20 protein-coding genes are annotated in these 24,996 nt (G+C 58.7%); 14 read left to right on the forward strand and 6 right to left on the reverse strand.

Annotation, left to right across the window (positions count from 1 at the left end):
• Window positions 1–68: 68 nt before the first annotated feature.
• Window positions 69–542: a DMT family transporter gene (locus AC1MEA_RS23910; RefSeq protein WP_219060749.1), complete on the reverse strand. Its 474-nt coding sequence runs from the start codon at window positions 540–542 to the stop codon at window positions 69–71.
• A gap of 2 nt (window positions 543–544) precedes the next feature.
• Window positions 545–1,039 (reverse strand): DMT family transporter, encoded by a 495-nt coding sequence (locus AC1MEA_RS23915; protein ID WP_219060748.1) that lies wholly within the window; start codon window positions 1,037–1,039, stop codon window positions 545–547.
• Between the two features lie 135 nt (window positions 1,040–1,174).
• On the opposite strand from AC1MEA_RS23915, the gene AC1MEA_RS23920 reads away from it, so the two are divergent.
• Together AC1MEA_RS23920 and AC1MEA_RS23925 are read left to right on the forward strand one after the other, a co-directional pair.
• Complete coding sequence (locus tag AC1MEA_RS23920) at window positions 1,175–2,107, forward strand: LysR family transcriptional regulator (RefSeq protein ID WP_219060747.1); 933 nt, start codon at window positions 1,175–1,177, stop codon at window positions 2,105–2,107.
• Between the two features lie 168 nt (window positions 2,108–2,275).
• Window positions 2,276–2,857, forward strand: a complete 582-nt coding sequence (locus AC1MEA_RS23925) for a DcrB/PsbP domain-containing protein (protein WP_480417573.1) — start codon at window positions 2,276–2,278, stop codon at window positions 2,855–2,857.
• Window positions 2,858–2,899: 42 nt separating this feature from the next.
• On the opposite strand, the gene AC1MEA_RS23930 is transcribed toward AC1MEA_RS23925, so the two are convergent.
• Window positions 2,900–3,619, reverse strand: a complete 720-nt coding sequence (locus AC1MEA_RS23930) for an alpha/beta hydrolase (RefSeq protein WP_480417574.1) — start codon at window positions 3,617–3,619, stop codon at window positions 2,900–2,902.
• Between the two features lie 2 nt (window positions 3,620–3,621).
• A complete protein-coding gene (locus tag AC1MEA_RS23935; RefSeq protein ID WP_219060744.1) occupies window positions 3,622–5,298 on the reverse strand; it encodes a thiamine pyrophosphate-binding protein in 1,677 nt (558 codons plus the stop codon).
• 127 nt (window positions 5,299–5,425) lie between these two features.
• On the opposite strand from AC1MEA_RS23935, the gene AC1MEA_RS23940 reads away from it, so the two are divergent.
• The 8 genes from AC1MEA_RS23940 to AC1MEA_RS23975 all read left to right on the forward strand — a co-directional run bounded on the left by AC1MEA_RS23940 (window position 5,426) and on the right by AC1MEA_RS23975 (window position 16,331).
• On the forward strand, window positions 5,426–6,208 hold the full coding sequence (locus AC1MEA_RS23940) for an alpha/beta hydrolase (protein ID WP_219060743.1): 783 nt from the start codon (window positions 5,426–5,428) through the stop codon (window positions 6,206–6,208).
• A 127-nt stretch (window positions 6,209–6,335) separates the two neighbouring features.
• Window positions 6,336–7,106: an HpcH/HpaI aldolase family protein gene (locus tag AC1MEA_RS23945; RefSeq protein WP_480417575.1), complete on the forward strand. Its 771-nt coding sequence runs from the start codon at window positions 6,336–6,338 to the stop codon at window positions 7,104–7,106.
• A gap of 17 nt (window positions 7,107–7,123) precedes the next feature.
• Window positions 7,124–9,208: a TonB-dependent receptor family protein gene (locus AC1MEA_RS23950; RefSeq protein WP_480417576.1), complete on the forward strand. Its 2,085-nt coding sequence runs from the start codon at window positions 7,124–7,126 to the stop codon at window positions 9,206–9,208.
• Window positions 9,209–9,285: 77 nt separating this feature from the next.
• On the forward strand, window positions 9,286–10,485 hold the full coding sequence (locus tag AC1MEA_RS23955; RefSeq protein ID WP_480417577.1) for an ATP-grasp domain-containing protein: 1,200 nt from the start codon (window positions 9,286–9,288) through the stop codon (window positions 10,483–10,485).
• Complete coding sequence (locus AC1MEA_RS23960; RefSeq protein ID WP_219060739.1) at window positions 10,482–12,260, forward strand: IucA/IucC family protein; 1,779 nt, start codon at window positions 10,482–10,484, stop codon at window positions 12,258–12,260. The genes AC1MEA_RS23955 and AC1MEA_RS23960 overlap by 4 nt, the downstream gene beginning before the upstream one ends.
• Complete coding sequence (locus tag AC1MEA_RS23965) at window positions 12,245–13,390, forward strand: MFS transporter (protein ID WP_219060738.1); 1,146 nt, start codon at window positions 12,245–12,247, stop codon at window positions 13,388–13,390. The genes AC1MEA_RS23960 and AC1MEA_RS23965 overlap by 16 nt, the downstream gene beginning before the upstream one ends.
• Entirely contained in the window at window positions 13,387–15,150 is a 1,764-nt protein-coding gene (locus AC1MEA_RS23970; protein ID WP_480417578.1) for an IucA/IucC family protein, read from the forward strand. The genes AC1MEA_RS23965 and AC1MEA_RS23970 overlap by 4 nt, the downstream gene beginning before the upstream one ends.
• The gene (locus AC1MEA_RS23975) at window positions 15,147–16,331 is read left to right on the forward strand and encodes a type III PLP-dependent enzyme (RefSeq protein ID WP_480417579.1); all 1,185 of its coding nucleotides are present in this window, start codon (window positions 15,147–15,149) and stop codon (window positions 16,329–16,331) included. The genes AC1MEA_RS23970 and AC1MEA_RS23975 overlap by 4 nt, the downstream gene beginning before the upstream one ends.
• Window positions 16,332–16,388: 57 nt before the next feature.
• On the opposite strand, the gene nosR is transcribed toward AC1MEA_RS23975, so the two are convergent.
• Window positions 16,389–17,765, reverse strand: coding sequence for a response regulator c-di-GMP phosphodiesterase, NosR family (nosR, locus tag AC1MEA_RS23980; protein ID WP_219060735.1), 1,377 nt, complete (start codon window positions 17,763–17,765; stop codon window positions 16,389–16,391).
• Window positions 17,766–18,028: 263 nt separating this feature from the next.
• On the opposite strand from nosR, the gene AC1MEA_RS23985 reads away from it, so the two are divergent.
• The 4 genes from AC1MEA_RS23985 (at window position 18,029) to AC1MEA_RS24000 (ending at window position 24,145) form a co-directional block, all read left to right on the forward strand.
• Window positions 18,029–19,903: a putative bifunctional diguanylate cyclase/phosphodiesterase gene (locus AC1MEA_RS23985; RefSeq protein ID WP_449635215.1), complete on the forward strand. Its 1,875-nt coding sequence runs from the start codon at window positions 18,029–18,031 to the stop codon at window positions 19,901–19,903.
• Window positions 19,904–19,977: 74 nt separating this feature from the next.
• Window positions 19,978–20,937 carry a cytochrome-c peroxidase gene (locus AC1MEA_RS23990; protein WP_449635216.1) on the forward strand — a complete coding sequence of 320 codons (960 nt, stop codon included), beginning with the start codon at window positions 19,978–19,980 and terminating at the stop codon, window positions 20,935–20,937.
• Window positions 20,934–22,742 carry a DAHL domain-containing protein gene (locus AC1MEA_RS23995; RefSeq protein ID WP_219060732.1) on the forward strand — a complete coding sequence of 603 codons (1,809 nt, stop codon included), beginning with the start codon at window positions 20,934–20,936 and terminating at the stop codon, window positions 22,740–22,742. The genes AC1MEA_RS23990 and AC1MEA_RS23995 overlap by 4 nt, the downstream gene beginning before the upstream one ends.
• Complete coding sequence (locus AC1MEA_RS24000; protein ID WP_480417580.1) at window positions 22,739–24,145, forward strand: ATP-binding protein; 1,407 nt, start codon at window positions 22,739–22,741, stop codon at window positions 24,143–24,145. The genes AC1MEA_RS23995 and AC1MEA_RS24000 overlap by 4 nt, the downstream gene beginning before the upstream one ends.
• 38 nt (window positions 24,146–24,183) lie before the next feature.
• On the opposite strand, the gene AC1MEA_RS24005 is transcribed toward AC1MEA_RS24000, so the two are convergent.
• Window positions 24,184–24,954 carry a MetQ/NlpA family ABC transporter substrate-binding protein gene (locus AC1MEA_RS24005; protein ID WP_480417581.1) on the reverse strand — a complete coding sequence of 257 codons (771 nt, stop codon included), beginning with the start codon at window positions 24,952–24,954 and terminating at the stop codon, window positions 24,184–24,186.
• Window positions 24,955–24,996 lie beyond the last annotated feature (42 nt).

Below are 24,996 nucleotides of genomic sequence, written 5' to 3' on the forward strand. Positions count from 1 at the left end.
AAGCTTATCGTGCTGTATATCAATTGTTTTATACGCGTTTGTACGGTCCCTTCCAATAACAACTTAGTTCATCGCGCTTTATCGGCGGATTCCGGCGCGGCCGCACTGCTACGGTACATGAAGACCAAGGCAAGCCCCAGGCAGACCATTGCCAGGATACGGCTGCCCGACAACTCGATGGCGGGGTTACCCAGCCAGCCAAAGTTATCAATCAACATGCCCATGCCCAGTTGGCCGACGATCACCGCTACGGTCGCTACAGCCGTACCCACCCGTGGCACGGCGCCGACCATCACCATCATGTAGATCACCCCGAAAAAGGCACCGCCGAGCTGCCATTTCGGTACATCCAGCACGCTAATGGAATGCGCCGGCTCGAAGAACAGGATAAGCAGTGCGGTGACCACAGCACCCACCACGAAGGTCAGCAAGCTGCTGCGCAATACACCCACAGCCTCTCCGAGACGACCATTGATAGCGGCCTGAATACTTAGAACGGCGCCAGCGGCTACCACCAGAATCAACAATAGAGTCAAGTTCATCATCAACCTCGCGCGATCAGAATAAGTGCCACCAGAATCAGTATCAAAGCCACCCAGCGTTCAACATTGACCCGTTTGCGGGCAGCACCGAACCAGCCGAAATGGTCGATCAACACGCTTTTACCCACTTGGCCGGAAAGAATGGCAATCATGGTCATCGCGATGCCGATGTGGGGCGTCGCCAATGTCAGGACCACCACATACATCGGCCCGAGGAACCCACCCAGCAATTGCCAGCGCGGCAACTCAGACAACGCGGGCCCCTTTTGCGGCCCACTGAGCAGCGTCAGCAAGAACAGAAGGGCTGCACCCACACCGAAGATACTCAGGGTTGCCCACAAGTGCCCGACCTGCACGCCCAATGGACCGAGCAATCCGGCTTCGACCGACAGGCCCATGCCAGCGAGAATCACCAGCGGCAGCAGCAACAGCTTTTTCAGCCGGGCGTGCCGGTCCTGATCTTCAAGTACAGCGTTTTCCAGCGATGTGACGTGCATCAGGTGCGCCTCTACAAAAATCGAGGGGCAAGACCAGGGCCTTGCCGAGGGTGCGAAGTATGGGTTGATCGTCCTTTGCGTAAAATGGGACTATTCACAAAGTACTTTTGCGAAACTCGCACAGCAGGATTAATCATGCACGGTTTCAACGAGTTGGGATTCAAGGCGCTGCGCCTGTTCGTGGCCGTGCTTGATCGAGGGAGTTTTTCCGAGGTTGCCCGCCGTGAAGGTGTGGCGCCCTCCTCGATTTCGCGGCAAATCCAGGTGATGGAAAGCGCGCTGCAACAACAACTGTTGTATCGCCATACGCGCGCCGTTACGCCGACAGAGGCGGGTCGATTGCTCGAATACCATGCCCGCCTGGTACTCGCGCAACTGGAGGAAGCCGAGCGGGCCTTGCAGGAGCAGGAAAGTGAACCCAGCGGTCTCGTACGGATCAACGCTCCGGTGGTGTTCGGTCAACGGCATCTGGCGCCTGGGCTGGCCGAGCTGTGTCGCCGCTATCCGAAGTTGCAACTCGACGTGCAGCAGACCGACACATTCGTCGATCCTTTGCAGGAAGGCGCAGACTTGTTGTTCCGCATCGGCGTATTGAATGACTCGAGCATGCAGGCGCGCATCCTCGCCCCGCAACGCTATCGGCTCGCCGCCAGCCCGGCTTACCTGGCACGCCACGGCACACCGCAGCACCCGGATGAGCTGGCCGCGCATCAATGCCTGGCCTACAAAGGCATGACCGGCCAGCAACGCTGGTTCTTTCGCCTTGGCCAGGACAATTGGGTGCCTTACACCGTTAAAGGCCCACTGACCGGCAATCACGCCGAAACCCTGACCCAGGCCGCCGAACTCGGCATGGGCCTGGTCATGTTTCCCTCGTGGCTGATTGGCGAGGCACTGCACAAAGGGACGCTGCACGCGGTACTGACCGAGTTTCAAGTGTCGACCAGCCTCGAACCCCAACAGATCGCGGCCCTGTGGCCGACCAGCCGACGCCTTTCGGTCAAAGTCAGAACAGTGATCGATTTCTTTGTCGAGCGGTTTGGACCGACGCCCTATTGGGACCGTTGAACGATGTGTCTTTCGGATAGCCGTGTGCTTTTACTTCCCCGCAGCTTTTACTTCCCAGCAATAACGACGCAGGGTATTTTCGCACCTTCACGGGCCCATCAATGCGCGGTGGCGTCATTCATTTCGACGCCCACAAGGCGCTGCGCGCAATCAATCAGGAGAGATTAAATGTCTTTTTTCGTTAAGAATGCCGCTGTGTTGATCCTGGCGATGGCGGCCAGTCTGGGCGGGATGAACAGCTACGCGGCGACTGCGCCGACCAAACACAAACCGGCGATGCAGACAGTATCGACACTCGGCGGCAAATTCGAATTCAAACTTCCCGCCAGCTATGTCGCCAACCCATTGCCCGCGGGTGATGAAGCCAGCGGCACTGCGGGTGAAACCGGTACGATGTACGTCAATAAAGCGACGAAGAGCGTGGTCATCGCCGTCGAACACCCACTGCAAGCTGGGGTGAACGCGAAAGACAATGACGCGGATTTTCTCGACGGCGCGGTTGCCGGCTTTCTCAAACAGCAGATCGCAGGCCTTCCTGACTTCAAGCCGCTCGGCGAGAAGAAACTGACCCTCAAAGGTCTAGGCGTGCGCCAGATCGACAGCACCGCCACCATGGGCGGCGGCAGGACCCTCAGCACCACCTTCCTGGCCGGTTCGGGCACTCACATGTCGGTGGTTCAGGTCATATTCCGCGCGGACGACCAGGCTGGGCACGATAAACTGATCAAGCAAATCGTCGGCGGTAAATGAGCTGATGCGCCTGTGAAGCGAGTGAGGCTCAGCGTCCAGGCGTCATTGATTGATCTGCTGCAACCAGCTGTTCAGGTCCACTATTTCGGTCTGACTAATCGTATGGCCAATGCCTGGATAAGCATGAAACTCCGGGGTCAGGGACAGGCTTTTCAGCAGCGTATCTGCGTCGGTTGCACCCACGTAAGGAAGTTTTCGGTCTGCGGTGCCATGACCGATAAAAATAGCCACCTGTTTGAGGGTGTCGGCAGGCTTCAATTCAGCCTTCAACACCGGCAGAATCTTCCCGCTCAACGCCGCGATCCCACGCACGACCTCGGGATCGCGCAGGGCAACTTCGTAGCTCATGATTGCCCCTTGGCTAAAACCAACCAGAAACACCTTGTCAGGCTGGGTGTGGTATTTCCCGGTGGCTTTGGCGATGAAAGCAACGATCTTCCCTGCGCTACTCTTCAGCTCATCCGTCTCGCCATCGTAATCACCCTCGCCCGCCTTTTTGTTGAACCACTGATAGCTGTCTGACTCGACCTCAAACGGTGCCCGCACCGACAGATAGGTGTAGTCGTCAGGCAGTTGATCTTTTATGCCGAACAGGTCCTCTTCATTGCTGCCAGAGCCATGGAGAAAAATTATAAGCGGTTTATTTTTTGAGTCGGGGCCGGCCTGCTCGATGTAATTCAACGGCAGGTCGGTGTGCAGTGTTGTGTCGGCATGGGCAGCCGTCGATGCCAACATAAACAACACGGTCCAACGCTTAATCATTTTCAATGCTCTCGCGGCCCGTCAAAGAGGCGCACTTGGGGCGATATTTGCCGTGGGTCCGTACTCAACTCAATCAACGCAGGAACGCCCGCCTGCCGGGCACGCTGAAACGCATCGGCAAAATCTTCGGTGCGCTCGACCAATTCGCCATAAGCACCAAAGGATCTGGCGAAGGCCACAAAGTCAGGGTTGACCAGGTCGGTCGCCAACACCCGGCCGGGGTACTCGCGTTCCTGGTGCATACGGATGGTCCCCAGCATGGCGTTGTTGACGACGATGACCACCAGCGGTGCGCCGAACTGCATGGCGGTCGCCAACTCCTGTGGGTACATCATGAAGCAGCCGTCGCCGGCAAAGCAGACCACGGTGCGTTCAGGGTTGCGTAGTTTGGCGGCAATCGCTGCGGGAAAACCGTACCCCATCGCGCCGTTGGTAGGCGCCAGCTGAGTGCCCGGTTGCCGATAGCGGTAGAAACGATGAACCCAGACGGTGTAGTTACCCGCGCCGTTGCTGATCACGGCGTCGTCGGGCAGTACATCGTTCAAATGTGCAACCACGTGCGCCATGTCCACGCCGACCAGTTGCGGGTGAGCCTGGGGCGGTGTTGAATGCTCCACGTAATCAGCCCGCGCGGTTTCGGTCCAGGACGTCCACGGCTGCTCGGTCAGCGGCTCGAGTTGCGTCAGTGCAGCAGCAAAACCGCGCAGGGACGACACAATCGGCAATCGGGCTTGATACACCCGCCCCAGCTCTTGCGGATCGGGATGCACGTGGACCAGTGGCTGCGTCGGTACCGGGCTTTTGATCAGCGTGTAGCCATTGGACACGGTTTCGCTGAGGCGCGAGCCGATCACCAACAACAGGTCAGTGGTGCATAGGCGCTCGGCAAGCTTGGGCGAGATGCCCAGGCCCAACTGACCGACATAATGCGGATCACGGTTATCGAACAGGTCCTGGCGACGGAACGAAGCCGCCACCGGCAGGTTGTTTACCGTAACGAAATGCTTGATCGCCCGGGAAGCCTCGGCATCCCAACCCGTGCCACCCAACACCACCAAGGGCTTGCGAGCGACACGGAGCAGCTCGCGCAACTCAATCATTGCGGCCGGGTCCGGCGCGGCACAGGCAACGCGCACTGGCGGCGCGTCGATACACAGACCGCTGCCGAACAACACTTCTTCCGGCAGGCTGATCACCACCGGCCCCGGGCGCCCGGAGAGTGCAATGCTGAACGCCTTGGCGACGATTTCCGGAATACGCTCCAGGCTATCGATCTCGGTCACCCATTTCGCCAGGCCGCCGAACATCTGGGTGTAATCGACTTCCTGAAAGGCCTCGCGGCCCTTGAAGCCACTTTCGATCTGGCCGATGAACAGAATCATCGGGGTGGAGTCCTGCTTGGCCGTGTGCACCCCATTGCTCGCATGGGTGGCGCCGGGGCCACGGGTGACAAAACAGATGCCCGGCCGGCCCGTCAGCTTGCCGTAAGCGTCGGCCATGTTCGAAGCGGCGCCTTCATGGCGGGTGACGATGGTGCGGATGGAGTGGGCATCGTGCAGGGCGTCGAGCACCGGCAAATAGCTTTCGCCGGGTACGCAATAGACCGTGTCCACGGCATTGCGCAGCAGCGCTTCTACCAGGATTTTCCCGCCGCTGCGGGGTTCGATGAGTTCAGGCATAGACTTCAAGCTCCTTGTGACGGGTTTCCGGCAGGAACAGGGCGATGAAAAAGCATTCCGGACATCCAAGTGCGGACACTCGACTAACCTCAGCAGAACGGTTGACTCTATAGGGTGATTGGCGCTCATGACAATGATTAGCCGCATCGCGCGAATCCTGATTTCACTGCTGGCATTGGCCGCCGTGTTGTACGTGCTGGCCTGTGTCCTGCTGCTCGTGTTTCAACGCTCGCTTATCTATTTCCCGCAACCTCGCTCCATGAGCAGCCCCTCGACGGTTCTTGAGCTCTCGCAGCCGGATGCAAAGGTGCTGGTCTCGGTCTGGCCACGTGCCAGCCCCAATGCGCTGATTTACTTCGGGGGCAATGCCGAGGATGTTTCTCAGAACCTGTTGCCGTTTTCGCAAGCGTTCCCGGATCAGGCCCTTTATCTGCTTCACTACCGCAGCTTCGGGGGCAGCACCGGTTCGCCCTCCGAGGAGTCAATTAACCGTGACGCCCTCGCCTTGTTCGACAAGGTCCACGCCGTCCACCCCCACGTTGCGATTGTGGGGCGCAGCCTCGGCACGGGCGTCGCCATTCGCCTCGCCAGCGAACGCCCGGCATCGCGACTGATCCTGATTACCCCCTATAACAGCCTCGTGCAACTGGCCCAAAGCAGGATGCCCTTGTTCCCGGTGAAATGGGTTATGCGGGACACGTTTGAATCCTGGCGTTACGCGCCACTCATCACCGTGCCGACACTGCTGATCGCGGCCGGGCAAGACGAAATCATTCCCCGCGCCAGCACGGAACAACTCCACACACACTTCGCCAAAGGTGTGGCCACTCTGCAGGTCATCCCCGGCAAAGACCACAACTCTATCTCCGACAGCCCTCAGTATTTGCAAATGCTGCGAGACGGGCTATGAAGGCCTGGCTGGGCATTTCAGCCGTCTAGAATCAGGCCTTGAGCATCCGCCCAGGTAAATAAGAGCTTTACATACAAACGATAACGATTATCATTGGCGACATGTTTCACATTACGGAATGCGCCCAGTGATCAGGAAGTCACCAGTTTTTGCTCGCCTTGAAAGCGGCGAAAGCGTCTATGGTTTACTCAACTCAGTCCCCTCCCCCCTGCTGTGCGAAATGATTGCCAGCGCCGGTTATCACTTCGTCATTCTCGATATGGAACACCTGCTGCGGTCCGGCGATGAGCTGATGCATTGCATACGTGCTTGCGAATCAGCAGGGATTTCGGCCTGGCTGCGTATCCCGGAAGTCGACGTCAAACTGATTGGCCGTGCGCTGGACGCAGGCGCCGAAGCCATCGTTCTGCCGCGTGTCGAAAGCGCCGACGAAGTCGCCCGCGCCCTGGAAGCGGCGTATTTCCCACCGCTGGGCAAGCGCGGAATCAGCGGCGGTCGCATCACTGGTTTTGGCCATGTGTCATTGCCCGACTACATCGAACTGGCCAACCGCCAAACACCCATCGTACCGATGATCGAAAGCGCCGCCGGGCTTCGAGCGCTGCCCGACATTCTCGCGCTGCCCGGCGTTGGCATGGTGCTAGAAGGCGCGCTCGACCTCGCCCTCGATTTGCAACTGGGCCCTGATCCATTGCACCCGCATGTCTGGCAAGCCCTGCAAGGCATGGCCGATGCCTGCGCCGCCGCAGGCGTTCCATTTTGCGCAAATCCACGTTCGCCCGAACAACATGCCTGGTGGCGTGACCGGGGGATTCGCAGCTTTCTCGCTGGCGAAGACCGCGGCCTGCTGCACAACGCGTTGAAAGCGCGCTTGAACAGCCTTCAATTTCCCAACTGAGCCTGAACGAAGTCCAGATGAAAACAACAAACTATCTGTTTGCGTTTCCCTTCAGCCTGCTCTCCCTGAGCATCTGCCAAACCGTACTGGCCGACGACCAGCCTGCCGATTACTCGCTCGCCCCCATGGTGATCAAGGGTGACGTGCTCGGTACCGCCAGCGATCCGGAAGTGCGGACCTACTCCGGTAGCCGCAGCGTGATCGACGCCGCCGACTTGCGCAAAGGCAGTGTCCGCGGGATTGACGATGCCTTGCAGCGCGTGCCCGGGGTCAAAATTTTCGATGAGACCGGCACGGGTGCCTTGCCGCAGATTTCCGTGCGCGGTCTATACGAGAGCCGGAGCGGACGCATTCAGGCCTTGTCCGATGGTATTCCTCTGGCGTTGGCACCTTATGGCCAGACGGGGCTGTCACTGTTTCCGATGACCCTGGCAACGATTGATCGCGTCGACATTGTGCGCGGCGGCGCAGCGGTGCAGTACGGCCCGAACAACGTCGGCGGCGTGATCAACTTCATCAGCGCGCCGATCCCCCATGAAATGCAGACCACTATTCAGGAGCGCACCACCTTCGCTGCCGGTGGTCGCCAGCTGTTCGACACCTACCTGGGGACCGGTGGCTACCTGACCGACAACTTCGGCCTGCAACTGGACGTCAATACCGTTCAGGGCGAGTACGGCCGCGAGCACTCCGACACCGACATCCAGAACTACCGTCTGCGGGGTCAATGGAACATCGATGATGACCGCTCACTGAGTTTTGGCGTGCAGCACTACAAGGCCGATATGGACCTGGCCGGCGCCCTGAGCGTCAAGGACTACAAGAACGATCCGCGCCAGTCGACCCGGCCACTGGACCGATTCGAAGGCGATACGGACCGGGTCTGGGGCACTTACACGCAACAGCTTGGCGCCATGGGTCCTTTCGATTCAGTCGAGTTCAGCTGGACCAACTTCGCCCACAAAAGCTACCGCAACTTCGTCGTTGGCCTGCCATTCACCCCGGACGGTACCGCCGTGACCCAGCAGGACGGTCCGCGTGACTTCAAAGTATGGGGCAGCGAACCGCGCCTGAGCATGAGCATCGACGGTGATAAGGTGGGGCAAACCTGGGTGCTGGGTGCCCGCTACGTCAAGGAAGACATCGATTACCGGGTTGATCGCGAAGCCCTCAGCACTGGCGTGACCAGCGTCTTCCGTGACTGGCATTTCAACGACGAAGCCAAAGCCGCCTACCTGAGCAACGCCATCAGCCTGTTCGACCGACGCCTGACCATCACCCCGGGCATTCGCTACGAAAACGCGCGAATGGACTACAGCGACGGGATCACCGGCTTCCAGCACAGCAACCTGGCCGAAGAATGGTTGCCCGGCCTGACCGTCGGTTTCCAGGCGAACGACGATTGGTTCGTGTATGCCAACGCCCAGCGCTCGTTGCGTCCACCGCAGATCACCCAAATCGTCAAAGAAGGCGACGTGGGCGCGGAAATCGCCTGGAACTATGAGACCGGCGTGCGTTACACACCGTGGGACGGCCTGCGCGTCGACGTCGGTTTGTACCGCATCGACTTCGACGACCAGATCGAATACAACGCCACTACCGACCGCTACGTGAACCTGGGCAGCACTCGCCATCAGGGTATCGAGACTGAACTGTTCTGGACCCCGTCGGCGGTCCCTGATCTGGACCTGCATGCCAGCTATGCCTACCTCGATGCCAAGCAGCGCACGGGTCAATACAAAGACAACGAAGTACCTTTCGCGTCCAAACATCAGTTCAACGCCGAAGGTCGTTATCACTTCGCCCAGCACTGGACCTACAGCCTCGACGGCCTTTACGTCAGCAGCGCCTACACGGATGCCGCCAACAGTGGCGATGAAAATGCCAGTGCGTCGGTTGGCAGGCTACCGGCCTATTGGGTCTTCAACACAGCCCTGGAACGCGAATTCAAGCTTGACGACAAAAGCGTGCTGACCGCTTCAGCCGGTATCAGCAACCTGTTCAACCGCGAATACTATTTCCGCGGTATCGACACCAGCCCATGGGGTCGCCAGCCGGCCCCAGAGCGCGCCCTCACCCTCGGCGCAAACTACCGCTTCTAACTGCGCACCCGCGCCCCTGTAAAACCAGTCGCCCAACCTTCTCGGGACGGGCGACTGCTGCCCCCAGGAAACTCGCCATGCACCGTCCTCTCGTCATCCTCAGCCATGTCACCCACGCCGCCGTTACCGAAGGTTTCCTGCCCGCCGCCCGCAAGCGCGGACTGTCAGTGGTGCTGATCAGCGACCATGCCCAAGAGCATCGGCGCCTGCTCGCCACGTCCGACTTTCCCGCACAGGACTTACTGATCCTCGAGTGCGACGTGTTCAATCCTCTGGCCGTGATTGAACTGATCAACGCTCATGGCCTGCGCCCCGCCGCCGTGTTTTCCAACAGCGATCACCTGCAAACCGCCACCGCAGTGGTGGCAGAAACGTTCGACTGTCCCGGCAAGGATTGGCGGCTGTGCTATGCAGCAAAAAACAAGGCGGCCATGCGCGAACGGTTACAGCGCATGGGCCTGCCCGGCCCGTGGTTCCAGGTGCTGACTGCCGGCAGCGTGCTGCCCGAAGAGGCCCCGTTCCCGCTGGTGGTAAAACCACGCGAAGGGGTCGCCAGCCTGGACGTCCGCCTGTGTCACAGCACCCGAGAACTGGCGGATTACTGCACGCAGTTCTGGCAACAACAACCCGGTCGCGCGCTGTTGCTGGAGGCCTACATGGAAGGCCCATTGTTTACCCTCGAGACACTCGGCGACGGTCAGCGGTTGCAAGCCATCGGCGGTTTTGATGTCAGCCTGTCGCCACCCCCGCACTTCGTCGAACTCGCTGCGCGCTGGAACGGCTCATTGAGCGCTAAGCATCGGGCGGGAGCACTGGCTCAGGTCGCTGCTTTCGGCATCAATTTCGGCGTGTGCCACAGCGAATTCATTCTCACCGCCGAAGGACCGGTGCTGGTGGAAATCAACTACCGCAGCATCGGCGACGGCCGCGAGTTCCTTCTCGACCGCCTGCTGCCCCAAGGCTGGTTCGACCGCATCCTTGCCGTGCACCTTGGTGAGCCACTGGTAGATGCCCAGCCCGGCCTGGCCGAAGCGCTGGTGCATTACCTGGTCGCCGACACACCTGGCCGCTTGCAGCAGGCTTCCAGCAGTTTTCGCTACGAGCAGGACAATCACTGGAGCGACTACCGTGCGCTGCGCGAGATTGGCGACGACATTCACGTGAGTCACTCGAACAAGGATTATCTGGGCGTGCTGCGCCTGATCGCCCCGGATACCGCCAGCCTGGACGCACGTTTTGCCGCCACATTGGCCGATCTGCGCTGGGTGATGGCATGAACGTTGTGGCGCAGGATGCCGATCACGCGGCCATCAGCCAACGCATCATCGATTGCTGCCTGCGCGAAGATATTCGCGGGCTGCTCAGCCAAGGCATCGTCCAGCACCTGCCCACCGAATTGCACGACCACTGGCCCGGAACGGTCAGCCCGTACTGGCTGCGCATAGCCCACCTGGACGCCGATGAACTCTGGTTGCCGGTACACCAAGGCGGCCCTTTACAGGCCTGGAGCACGTCCAGCCATGCCTGGCTCTGCGATCAAAACGGACACGTCTTCATCGAGCACGGTTACGCACGCTGGCTCGAGCATTTGAGCAACGGCCTGGACGACGCCAGCCTTGAGCTGTTTGCCGCGTACCGCAAAGAGGCTGACTGCGCGGTGCACCATCGCGCGCTATGTCATGCGGCCTATCAAGAACACGCGACTGAACTGAGCGGCATCCTCGGTAAACCCGCCTGGGACCAACGCCTGATAGGGATAGACCGACTGGCCAGTTACCTGGACCATCCGTACTACCCAACCGCTCGCGCTAAAAGTGGCTTCGACAGCACGGCCCTCAAGCGCTATGCCCCGGAATTCGCCCCGCGCTTCAAACTCAACTGGCTGGCTGTGCCGAACGCGGCCCTGACGTTGAGCAGTTCGCCGCCCAAACATTGGCCGAGCTTTGTCGAACTGGGTTTGAAGCAGAGCCTCGAAACCAGCCATACCCTGCTGCCGGTGCATCCGCTGACGTGGCTGGAGTTGGATACGTATGGGTTACCCGAAGGCACGATCAAGGCACCGCACAGCGCTATGGACGTTGAGCCAACCCTGTCGGTGCGTACCGTGATGTGCGTCGAGCGACCGCACTGGCACATCAAACTGCCATTGCTGGTGACCACCCTGGGCGCCCGCAACCTGCGCCTGATCAAGCCCAGCACGCTGTATGACGGTCATTGGTTTCAGACCACGCTGCAAGCACTGGCCAAACGAGATCCTCAGCTGGGCATGCGCTATCTGCACGTTGATGAGGAACATGGCGGGCATGCCGATGAAAGCCGCCACCTGGTCTATATTGCGCGTCACTACCCCGGCGAACTGGGCATCGCAACGCTGGTGCCCGTCGCTGCCCTCGCCAGCCCGCTGCCCGATGGTCGACTGTTCGTCGAGCAACTGATCGAGCGCTTCTACCAAGGCTCGCTGCAACGCTGGCTCGACGATTATCTGGACCTGCTGCTGCACGTACACCTGCGCCTGTGGCTGGGTTATGGCATCGCGCTGGAAGCCAATCAGCAGAACGCCGTGCTGATCTTCGAAGCTGATCGCCCATTGCGCCTGCTGATGAAAGATAACGACGCCGCACGCCTCTGGCCCAAGCGTTTCGCCGCAGCCTGCCCCGACCTTGCACAGCGTCCTGCAGACTTGCGTGACGAGCGCATCCGCGTCGACGATGCCCAGCCACTGGCCGAGATGTTCTGCACCATCACCTTGCAACTGAATATCGTCGCGGTGCTGGAAGCGATCATTGCCGCCGACCTGGCACCCCGCGAGCCGCTCTACGCCACCTTGCGCCAGCGCCTGATCAATTGCATTGAGCAGTTGGAGGGCAAAGGCCTGGACTGCACTGAAGCCAGACGCGTGTTGCTGGACAGCCCGAAATTGCCGGTGAAATACCTGCTCAGTGCCGGCAGCCTGTTCAGCAAAAACCACTCAGGCGCCCAGGACATCAACAAGTTCTATGGCTACAGCGCGGCAAACTTCCTGCTGGAGGCGCACCCGTGCAACGCAGACTGATCGCCAGTGTATTGCTTGGCCACTATTTATCGGCCTTCACCGCCCTCGGCATTCCGTTGTACCTGCCACGCATCCTCGCCGATCTGGCGCCGGATGCGCCGGGCTGGAGCATCGGCGTGTTGTTTGTCCTGCCGACCCTGTGCACCGCTCTGGCGGCGCCGCTCTGGGGTCGCTGGGCGGACAGACGGGGCTGTCGCCTGTCCTTGTTGCGTGCCCATGCCGGACTGTTTACGGGCTTTCTCCTGGCCGGGTTCAGTACCAACCTGCCGATGTTCGTGCTGGCCTTGATCATTCAGGGCACTTTTGGCGGGGCGATGGCCGCATCCAATGCCTACCTGGCGACCCAGTTCAAGGACGGCGACCTGTCGCGGGCGCTGAACTGGACCCAATATTCGGCACGTCTGGCCATGATCAGCGGCCCCATTCTGCTCGGTCTTATGACGGCGCAAGGGTTGGGACTGGAGCTGTATCGCTACCTGGCCTGGTTGCCGTTACTGGCGTTCGTGATGATCCTGCCGTTGCCCGCCGATACCCCACGCCATCAGGCGAATGCGAGCAAAGCTGAGGGTCCACTCAGCCAACTGCCGACCGACATGCCACGCCTGTTACTGGTGCAGTTTCTGTTCAGCTTCGCCATGGTCGTCACCTTCCCTTATTTCGTCCCTTACGGCGAAGCACTGGGCATTGGCAACGACGCGCTGATCGGCGTGCTCTACAGCCTGCCGCATCTGGTCTACCTCATCGCCCTGCCTTGGGTCCAACGGCACGCCAGCAACCTGCTGCTACCCGGCCTTGGGCTGCTGGCCGTCAGCAATGCCCTGCAGTTCTGGAGTACCCAGGCCGAACCGTTATTTGCCCTGCGCCTGCTCAGCGGTGCCGGGATGTTGCTGGGCTTTGTCGGCTTGCATCGCTGCCTGAGCCAACGCAGCCGCCAAGGCAGTGCCGGGCGCCTGTTTGGCTGGTTCGATGCCAGCGGTAAATGGGCCGGCACAGCTGCCGGCGTGACCGCCGGGCTGGTCAGTCAGACTTGCGGCATCGCCTCACCTTTCCTCGTTGCCTGTCTGGCCGCCGTTGCTGCGATGGCCTTGGCACGCCCCCTACTCATGACCTCGCGGGAGATACCAGCATGAACCTTGCTCTGACCACCGCTTCCCTGCATGAACGTGCCCTTGATGGTGAAGCCCAACGGCACGCCATCGAATCCCTGCTTAATTGTTATCTGCGTGAATACGCCCTGCCACGCGACGAGGCGAGCCTGGACTATCGCGCTCAGGATCTGCCCATGAGCCTGCGTCAACTCAATGGCCAGTGCATCAGCATCCGGCTGCCCAGCGGGCGACTGGTGGTGCGGGTCGACCGCGCAAGCCTGCTCGGTCGTTGCCGCTTTGTCAGCGCCCCCTATTTCAAGGGCAATGGGCACAGCTGGCACCCGTTGAGCGCGACCGAACTGGCGCGTCTGCTGTGCGTGCCGTTGAGTCGACCGGACCGTGTGGGCGAGATGTTGCAGCAGGTCGATAACAGCCTGCAGATCACCCAGACCTTTCTCCGTCATGCCCGCGCCGATCGTGATCAACCGACTGACAGCCTGCTGGCCTCGGAACAGCATCAGATTTGGGGCCATGCCCTGCACCCAACCCCCAAGAGCCGCGAAGGCATCTCGCAAAAAGACCTGTTGGCCTGCTCGCCGGAAGTCGGCGCTTGCTTCGAACTGCACTGGTTCCGTGTCGATCCGGCGCTGATCCAGCATCAGGGCGACGACCCCCGAGATACCCTGCATCAGCTATGTGGTCGAAACGACCTGTACCCTTGCCACCCGTGGGAAGTCGAGCGGATTCTGGCCGACCCTCTGGTCCGTCGCGCACAACAGCGTGGCCTGCTGGAGTACCTCGGCCCTCAAGGTCTGGCGCTGTACCCGACGTCGTCGGTACGCACCCTTTATCACCCCGAGCTAGCCTATTTCCTGAAATTTTCGATGCATGTGCGCCTGACCAATTGCGTGCGCAAAAACGCCTGGTACGAACTGGACAGCGCGGTCGCCCTGACCCGCTTGCTCGCGCCGGTGATGGCCGAGCTGTCCCACGCACTTCCGGATTTTCTGCTGATGCCGGAACCGGCCGCCAGCACCCTGGACCTGAGCAGTCTTGGTACCCTGGAACAGGCCCGAGAAGTCACCGAATGCTTCGGCATCCTCTATCGCCAGAACCTGGATGAGGCCACCCGCGAGCGCTACCAACCGCAAGTGGCCATGGCGTTATTCACCTGGGATCTGCAAGGCCGCAGTGTTTGTCAGCGCTTGGTGCAGCAATGTGCCGAGCGTCTTGGCCTCGACATGGCCGAGGCGACTCTGCGCTGGCTCGACGGCTATGCCCGTCAATTACTCGGTGGGGTGATGCATTGCCTGTTCCGTCAGGGTGTGGTGCTGGAGCCACACTTGCAGAACACCCTGTTGGGTTTCGACGTCGACGGCTTGCCTTGTCGGGTCTGGATTCGCGACCTGGAGGGCACCAAGCTGGTGGCCAGCCATTGGGCACCAGAACGCCTCGGTGAACTCAACGAGCGCACTCGCGCCTCGCTGTACTACAACGAGGATAAAGCCTGGCAGCGCGTCGCCTACTGCGCGTTGGTGAACAACCTGGGCGAAGCGATCTTCCATTTGGCCAACGCCGATTCAGGGCTGGAAAATCAACTGTGGGCGCATATCGGCACGCTGCTGCAGGCACAACGAGCGGTACTGGATGACCCCGCTCAGTTACGCGAATTGTGTGCAGGGGCTCCGCTGCCCAGCAAGGAAAACTTCATGACCCGGCTGATGATGCGCGCCGACCGCGAAGCAGGCTACACCGCGCTCCCCAGCCCGTTGTTCGCTGCTGGTGCGAGGGCCGGCTCATGAGCTTGCCGACACGCGTCACCCAGGCCATCGACCAATTGCGCGAACAACAGCAAACACCGCTCTGTGCTTACGTCTACGATCTGGTCGCCCTGGAGCAACACGTTCGGCACATGCGTGAAACGCTGCCCGCCAACTGTGAGCTGTTTTATGCCGCCAAGGCCAACCCGGAAGCACCGATCCTCCGCACGCTCGTACCGCTAGTAGACGGCTTCGAGGCCGCGTCCGGTGGCGAGTTGCGCTGGCTGTACGAGCAATGCCCAGGGCATTCGCTGATTTTCGGCGGCCCCGGCAAACTCGACAGTGAGCTGGAAATCGCCATGGACTACCGGATTTCGGCCTTCCATGTCGAGAGCCTGACCGAGTTACGCAATCTGGCGCGCATCGCTTCCAGACGTCGCCAACGGGCGCCGGTCATGCTGCGCCTGAACCTGAAACTGGCCGAGGCACCCGACAGCCGTTTGGTGATGGGCGGCAAACCGACCCCCTTCGGCCTGGACGAAGACGCATTGGACGAAGCGCTGAAGCTGTTGCGTGACGAACCCTGGCTGGAGCTCCAGGGCCTGCATTTTCATGTGTTGTCTCATCAGCTTGATGTGGCCGCTCACCTGAGACTGATCCGCAGCTACTGTCGCACCTTCAGCCAGCTCTGCGCCGAACACGGTCTGCAACTGCCCCTGCTCAACGTCGGGGGCGGCATGGGCATTAATTACCAGGACCCGCAGAACTCATTCGACTGGACGACATTCTGCCAAGGACTCAAGGCATTGATCGCGGAAGAAGGCATGGGCGATACGCGCATTCGCTTCGAGATCGGCCGCTTTATCAGCGCGGCCTGCGGCTACTACCTGATGCAAGTCCTCGACATCAAACGCAGCCATGGTCAGTACTTCGCCATTGGCCGGGGTGGCACCCACCATTTCCGGACACCGGCTGCCCAGGGGCATAACCATCCTTTTGTCGTGATACGGGGCCAGCAACCCGCGCAGTTACAGAATCAACCGGTCACCCTGGTCGGCCAGCTGTGCACGCCCAAAGATGTGCTGGCAAGCCAGCAAACAGTCACTGCCCTGGCGATCGATGACCTACTGGTGTTCACCCTGGCAGGCGCCTATGCCTGGAACATTTCGCACCGGGACTTTCTGATGCATGAACCACCGCAAATGCTGTTTCTAACGACATAAATAGCTGACGACATAAACAGGACAACCTGACCACACAGGCATGCCAGCCACTGTGCATCACGTCGTGGCTGGCACAGGCTCATTCACGAGGGGGTTGGCAGGCAGCTCATCCGGCACTTTGACGAAAATGCTGTACTTCGCGCCTTCCATGGCTTCAAAGGCGATCAACTTTTCCACCAACGCGGTGTTGAGTACCTTGCCCGCGTTAAGCAGGAGCATGCCATTGTCGGCATTGAGGTTGCGTGCAAGCACCATCCCCCCCAACAGTTCGCGGGTGCCAACCACCTTGACCGTAGGATCACCCAAGGTGACATCGCTCAAGTACTCGGCGCACACCTGAACGAAGTCTTCCACCAGCCCTGGGTCATAAAGACGGCCGGCGTACTTACGGATAAACACCAGGGCTTCATCACTGTTCATTTGCCGTTCGAGGATCAACCCGCGCTGCAACTCGATAAAGTCCACGGCCAGTTTCAGCAGGCGCGAACCAAACGGGATGGCTTCGCCTTTGAGGTGGTCGGGGAATCCCGTGCCGTCCCAACGCTCTTGATGGTGAAGAATCAACTGAGCCGCGTCCTGCATCGGCTCCAACGTCATCAACAGCGACTCGCTCTGTTTCGGATAACCGCGATAACGCTCACGATCCGTATGGTGCAGCAGGTCGGCAGGCGCGCCCATCATGCTGTCGCTCCAGCTCAACTTACCGATGTTGTAGAGCGCTGCCGCCATGGCCAGATCGCGGCTACTCGCCTCGTCCATGGGGTGGGACTTGCAGTAGGTGCGAATCAAATCGATGATTTGCCGGTTGGTCTGCTTGCTTTTCGGCAGCCGTTGATTGACTAGCAGGGAGAACACTTCGGTGCTGGTCGCGTAGCTGTGCTTCAACTCGTCATAGGCCAGGTCGAGCATGTCGGCCGTCTGTTGCAGCTCGGACATACGTGCGACAACCCGTTTTTCCAGGGTGGCATTAAGTGCCTGCAACGCCTCATTCTGCTCATGGGCCAGGCGTTCCAGGCGTTGCCGCTCGCGCTCGGAATGCTGATGTTCCAAGGCCTGCCGCAAGGTCAGCTGCAACTCCTCGTCGTTCCAGGGCTTGCTGATATAGCGATGAATCTTTCCTTCATTGATCGCTTTGACGATGGTGTCCAGGTCGGCATAACCCGTCAGCAGGATCCGTGTGGTGCCTGGATAACGCTGATGAATCTCCGCCAACAAGGTAGCGCCATCCATATTTGGCATGCGGGCATCGGTCATCACCAGATCGATAGGCTGGTGGGCCATCAACTCAAGCGCTTTTTCACCGCTTTCGGCAAAAAACAAATCATACGGCTGGCTGCGCAACAGACGGCGCAAACTGTTAAGAATGAATTCTTCATCATCCACCAGCAGCACGCAGGGTTTATAAGCCGAAACAGAAGCGGATTGCTCATCCATAGCGTTACCTGACATCACTCATTTGAGGGCACTTACGGGTTTTTCATGATAAAAACCTCGCTCCCTCGCTTTTTTGGCTAAGGGCAGAGGCATTTTTAACAAACTGATGGCACATTAGCTACGGTTTCTCAGCGAAGCGCCTCGTCGAGGGCTATGCTCCGCAAAATAGTATCCAATGTATACGCAACCGTTGTCGCGCCTTCAGGAAGGGAAATCCGTATGCATATTTTTCATCTGAATGCAGACCTGCCGGGTAGCGTTGAATGAGCAATCCGGCCACTCACGCTAATCGCCGCGTGCTTATCATTGATGACACGCCATCGATTCATCAGGACTTTCGTAAAATTCTCTGCCCGAAACCGGACAGCGAAGAGTCTCTTGATGCAGCGGAGGAAGAGCTCTTCGGCACAGTACAGGTCGCTCGGAAAAATTTCGAGCTCGATTCCGCCTATCAGGGGCAAGAAGCCCTTGAACGGGTCAAGCAAGCGCTGGCAGAAGGTCGGCCCTACGCGCTGGCCTTCATCGACATGCGCATGCCACCCGGCTGGGATGGTCTGGAGACTATTGAGCACCTGTGGAAAGCCGACCCGCAGTTGCAGATCGCACTGTGCACTGCCTACTCCGATTACTCGTGGGAGGCGATGACCGAACGTCTCGAGTTCGGCGACCAACTGCTGGTTCTGAAAAAGCCGTTCGACAGCCTGGAAATCCGCCAGATGGCCAGTGCGCTGACGGTCAAATGGCAAATGGCACAGGATGCCGCGGCAAAAATGCGCAACCTGGAGCAAACCATCGCCGAGCGCGTTCAGGAATTGCTGAAAGTATCCCATCTGCTCCAGTACGATGTGCTGACGGAGCTGCCCAACAGCACGTTGCTGGGTGATCGTTTGACTCAAGCCATTGCCCTGTCCCGCCGCCACGACACGCAATTGGCAGTGATGTTCATTGGCCTGGATCGATTCGAGCGGATCAATAATGCGCTGGGCCATCCCACCGGCGATGAGATGCTTAAACTCGTTGCTCAATGCCTCATCCACACCGTACGCGAGTCCGACTCGGTGTTTCGCTATGGCTCGGATGAATTTGTCCTGGTGCTGTCCGACGTTCATCACCCCCAACAAACCAAAGGCATTGCGGAGAAGTTGTTGGCCGCCATCAAGGTTCCTCGCTATGTCGCCGGTCATGACCTGAGTGTGACCGCGAGCCTGGGCATCAGCATCTTCCCCGGTGACGGTGAAGATGCCGTCACCCTGATCAAAAAAGCCGAAACCGCCATGCGCAACATCAAGGACAGCGGTCCAGGCGACTTCTGCTTTTTTTCCGACACCATGAACCAGCGTGCCCGCGAGCACCAGTCTATCGAGTCGGGCATTCGACTGGCGTTGGAGCGCAACGAGTTTGTCTTGCATTACCAACCGAAGTTGAACCTGGAAACCGGCAAAATAGTCGGCGCCGAGGCGTTGATCCGCTGGCTCAAACCGGGACAAGGTTGGCTTTTCCCATCTGAATTCATCCCGGTCGCCGAAGACAGCGGCCTGATCGTCCCACTGAGCAAATGGGTATTGCGCGAAGCCTGTCGCCAGACCTGCGCGTGGCAAGCAGCCGGATTACCGCCGATTCGTATGTCGGTGAACATTTCTGCCACCGAGTTTCGCCAGAGGGGGTTTCTCGAGGGCATTCGAACCGTACTTGAAGAAACCGGAATGAACCCTGAACTGCTGGAACTGGAAATCACCGAAAGCGTGCTCATGCAAAACGCCGAGTCGACGATCCAGATCCTGCAAGCGATCAAGCACATGGGCATCCGCTTGGCCATCGATGACTTCGGGACGGGCTACTCCAGCCTGAGTTACCTGCGTCGCTTCCCCATCGACGTATTAAAAATCGATCAGTCGTTTGTCCGCGACCTGAGTACCGACAGCAACGACGCGGCGTTGGTCAGCGCCATCATCAGTCTGGGAAGAAGCCTCAAGCTGAACATCATTGCCGAAGGTATCGAAACCCAGGATCAGCTTGATTTCCTCAAAGCCAACCACTGCGAAGAAGGCCAGGGCTATTTCTTCAGCCGAGCGGTAGAGCCATGTGCATTCGCCAGAATATTGAGTGGTGAGCGATTGGAAGCAGCACGACAGGAATAAATCGGACAAGACGAGATCGCTGGCGTATTTAGGGCCGGGGCACCACTACATTTATAGGCAGCCAGGGATTATTGATGCAGTTATATGGATTGCCCGCTGCTTTCGCGTTGCTGCTTGGTGTCTGCGAGTTGGCCGCTGCTACACCACTGGACGAGCCGCTAAAACCGTTACCTGACGTTGTGATACACAATTCCGTGCAGGTCGAACTGGGCCGTCAGTTATTCAACGATACACGCCTGTCAGTCAATAACAGCGTGTCCTGCGCCAGTTGTCATCACCTGGAAAAAGGTGGGGCCGACGACAAGCCTTTCTCCACTGGTTTCAATGGCGCGCCGCTAGGCATCAACACTCCCACCGTGCTCAATGCGAGCCTTAACTTCAAGCAGTTCTGGAATGGTCGGGCCGACTCGCTGGAGGCACAGATCGAAGAGGTGGTCCAAAGCCCTGTCGAGATGGGCAACACCTGGAAAGCCGTGATAGACACCCTCTCCAGAGACCCGGACTATCGCGCCACCTTCGCCAGGTCCTACCCGGACGGGGTCACCGCAGCCAATGCGCAGAATGCGTTGGCAAGCTATGAACGCACCCTGCTGACGCCCAACTCGCGCTTCGACCTCTACCTCAAAGGCAATACCGACATCCTGACGCTTAACGAAAAATACGGCTATCAGCGCTTCAAGCAATACGGCTGCATCGCCTGCCATCAAGGCGTCAACATCGGTGGCAATATGTACCAGAAGTTTGGTGTGATGAGCGACTATTTCAAGGCGCGGGGCAACCCGGCAGAAAGCGACCTGGGACGTTATCTGGTGACCAGGGATGAGGCCGACCGTAACGTCTTCAAAGTGCCGAGCCTGCGCAACGTCGCCCTCACGGCGCCGTACTTTCATGATGGGTCAGCCAGGACGCTCGATGAGGCCGTCAGCGTGATGTTCACGTATCAACTGGGGCGTACGCCTTCGGCGCAGGACAAACTTCTGATCATTGAGTTTCTCAAGACATTGACCGGTGAACTCAAAGGCAAGCCGCTATGAAACTGTCCCATCGATTCAGTTCACTGCTTTTGGGCGTAATGACTCTGGCACTCGCGTCTATTCTGGTGTTCCTCTATATCAGGTCCAGTGTCGATAACACCTCTAACTACATCGCGTCGCGGGATCTGATTGGTCAGATCAAACAGCTGGACGCGCAGTGGGAAACAGAGATCCTCAAGGCAAGAGTTTCCGTCAGTCAAAACTACGACCTGCTGGTAGAGCCGCTGACCGAAATGAACACCCTCTGGAAACAGTTCGATACCATACAGGCCGGGCATGCGCTGCATGCCGATGCGCTGTGGCAAGACAGCCGCAACGCCTATCTGGCTGCCGTCGACGAGAAAACACGGCTGGTTGAAAAATTCAAATCGCATAACGCCGTATTGCGTAACTCACTGGCCTTTCTGCCCATCGCCGAAGACGATATCCAGAATCAGTTCGGCACGCTCAACAAGAACGACCCAGTGCTGCAAGCCACCTCTATGGACATCTATGACCTGCTGCTCGGCAGTCTGGAGTTCTCTCAAATCACCTCTGACGACAAAGCGGCTGACATCCAGGTCGGCCTGAACCGTTTGGGTGCGGACAAAGATCGTTTACCGCAGCCACTCCATCTTCCGCTGGAACTTCTGCTCAAACATGTGGAGCTGATCCTGCACGAGCAACCCGTAGTCAACGATCTGCTGGAGCACATCGGCGTCGTTCCCGTGGCCGCTCGACTGGAGGACATCAATAACATCCTCAATCACAACCAGGAGCAGGCCGTCAAAGTGGGTCAGCAGTACCACCTGTATCTGCTGATTTTCTCGGCATTGATGGTCGTCCTGCTGTTATATCTGACCATCCGGTTGCTGCGCAGCTATGCCGAAATCAACAGTGTCAACAAAGCGCTGCATGCCGCCAACGAAGGCCTTGAGCAACGCGTGGAAGAGCGCACCCGTGAACTGAAAGATACCCAGAGCGAATTGCTCGATACCGCGCGCCTGGCCGGGATGGCGGAAATTGCCACCAATGTGCTGCACAACGTCGGCAATGTGTTGAACAGCGTGAATATCTCTGCCGATCTGCTCACGCGAAAACTGCGCACCAGCAAGTCAATCGGCCTCGGTAAAGCGGTGCAAATGATGAATGAGCACGAGCACGATCTGGGAGACTTCATCACCGTCGACGAGAAGGGAAAACTGTTACCGGGTTATCTGAACCAATTGGTCAAAGCGCTGGGCGCTGAGCAACAGAGCATGACCGACGAGCTGGCGCAGCTGACCAAAAGCGTTGATCACATCAAGGATATCGTCTCCACCCAGCAGTCCTACGCCGGTGCGTCCAGCCTGGCTGAATCCCTGAACATCAGCGACTTGCTTGAAGATGCCCTGCGCATGAACTCGGGCGCATTGACCCGCCACCATGTCACGGTGGTCAAGGACTTCAGCGATGTACCTGCCGTGATGGCCGATAAACATCGGCTGCTGCTGATTCTGATCAACCTGATCAGCAACGCGAAATACGCGATGTCCGACATGGACGACCGCGCTCGAAAAATGACCCTGGGCGTAAAATTCATCGACAATTCCATCTTGCAGATCAGTGTCAAAGACGAAGGTGAAGGCATCGCTCCGGAGAACATGACGCGAATCTTTGCCCACGGTTTTACCACCCGCAAAGACGGCCACGGCTTTGGCCTGCACAGTTGCGCGCTGGCCGCGATCGAGATGAATGGGCATTTGAGTGCCTACAGTGACGGACCCGGCAAAGGTGCGACGTTCACCCTTGAAATGCCCCTGACAATCGCGACGGATAAGCAATGAACAGTCTAACGAACCGCCGTATTCTGCTGATTGACGACACCCCTGCCATTCATGACGACTTTCGCAAAATCCTCCTGCCTCCCGTCGACGACAACTCCGACCTGTACCTGATGGAAGCAGCGCTGTTCGGGCAAACGGCCAAGATCGAGATTCCAGTGTTCGAGCTCGACTCGGCCTACCAGGGCCAGGAAGGTCTGGCCAAGGTGTGCCAGTCACTCAAGGACAATCGCCCCTATGCCTTGGCGTTCGTCGACATGCGCATGCCCCAGGGCTGGGACGGCGTAGAAACCATCGAGCACCTCTGGGAGCAAGACCCGCGCCTGCAGGTGGTGGTCTGCACGGCTTACGCCGACTACTCCTGGGATGAATTACTGGAACGGCTGCATGGCCATGATCGGTTGTTGATTCTGAAAAAGCCTTTCGACAACATTGAAGTCCATCAGTTGGCCAACACCCTGACCGCCAAATGGGAAATGACCGAGCGCGCATCGGTGCAGATGAGCAAGCTTGAGCAATTGGTCGAGCAACGGACCCACGAGTTCAAACAGGCCAGCGAAGCCCTGCAGCGCGAAATCGACGAACGCGAACAGCTGGAAAGCCAGCTGGTGCAATCCGAAAAGCTCGCGTCCCTGGGGCAACTGGCCGCCGGGGTTGCTCACGAAATCAACAACCCCATCGGTTTTATCTCGTCCAACCTCGGCACCCTTGAAGGTTACTTCAGCAAATTGCAGGACATGCTCGACGCCTACCAGCGCTCAGAAGAGGGCATCGCCTCGACCGAGATCCTCGAGCGCTTGAAATCCATGCGCGAGCGTGTGGAACTGGACTTCCTGAGGGAAGATATCCCGCTGCTGATCAAGGAGTCCAAGGAGGGCATCAGCCGCGTCGGAAAAATCGTCAAAGACCTCAAAGATTTCTCCCGCGTCGACTCGAATCAGGAATGGCAATGGGCCAACCTGCAGCAGGGCATCGAATCGACCCTGAACATCGTCGCCAACGAACTCAAATACAAAGCCGACGTCATCAAGGAATACGTCGACCTTCCCGACATCGAATGCCTGCCCTCGCAAATCAACCAGGTAATCATGAACCTTGTGGTCAACGCCGCCCAGGCCATGGGGCCTCAGCGCGGGAAGATCACCCTTCGCAGCGGGATGGAAGCAGAGCACGTCTGGCTCGAAGTGGCTGACACTGGATCAGGAATGGCTTCCGACACCGTGCAGAAAATTTTCGACCCCTTCTTCACCACCAAACCCGTCGGCCAAGGGACAGGGTTGGGCCTGTCCCTCTCCTACGGCATTGTGAAAAAACACGGTGGCGACATTACGGTCAGCAGCGAGCTTGGCGTGGGGACTACGTTTCGGGTTACGTTGCCGGTCAGGCAGCAGCACTCGAACACCTGACACACGGCCCTCGCAGCCAAGCCAGCCGGCATTAGCGCCTAGAACCCGGGGGCGATCTGTCCTTTGTACCGCGTCAGGATGAACTGACGAACCGCGTCGGAGTTAAGGGCTTTGGCCAGCTTCTGAATGCGCGGGTCATTGATGTTGTCAGGACGTGCGACCAGGTATTCGACATACAGACTTTTGCCCTTTTCGACGATCAATGCGCTGTTGGTATCGATCCCGGCCTCGAGCGCGTAATTGGCGAACACAAAGGCCAGGTCCACCTGACTGACTGAACGTGCCAGCAAGGCACCTTCCAGCTCGCGGATTTTCAGTTTTTTCGGGTTGGCGGCGATATCCTTGGGCGTCGACAGGGTGTTGCTCGGGTCCTTCAGCGTAATCAAACCCGACTCGTTGAGCAGCACCAGGGCGCGACCCGCATTCACCGGGTCGTTAGGGATCGATACTGAAGCACCCTCTTTCAGCTCGGCAATGTTTTTGATTTTGGTTGAATACGCGCCGAACGGTTCGATGTGCACGCCCACGACCGGCACCAGATCTGTATGCCGGGTTTTGTTGTACTCATCGAGAAACGGCCGGTACTGGTAGTAATTGGCGTCGATGCGTTTCTCAGCCAGTTGCTGATTCGGCTGGATGAAATCCTGGAACACCTTGATTTCAAGATCCACGCCCTCCTTCGCCAGCTCCGGTTTGATGAACTCAAGGATTTCCGCGTGCGGAACCGGCGTGGCCCCCACAATCAATTTCTCGTTGGCGTGAATGGACAAAGACATCACAGCGGCCAATACGGCGAGTGTTTTTTTCATCGTGTGCTCCTGAAAGGCATAAAGGGAGTGCTGCGTGTGGCA

This window comes from Pseudomonas sp. ASL8 (assembly GCF_056680355.1).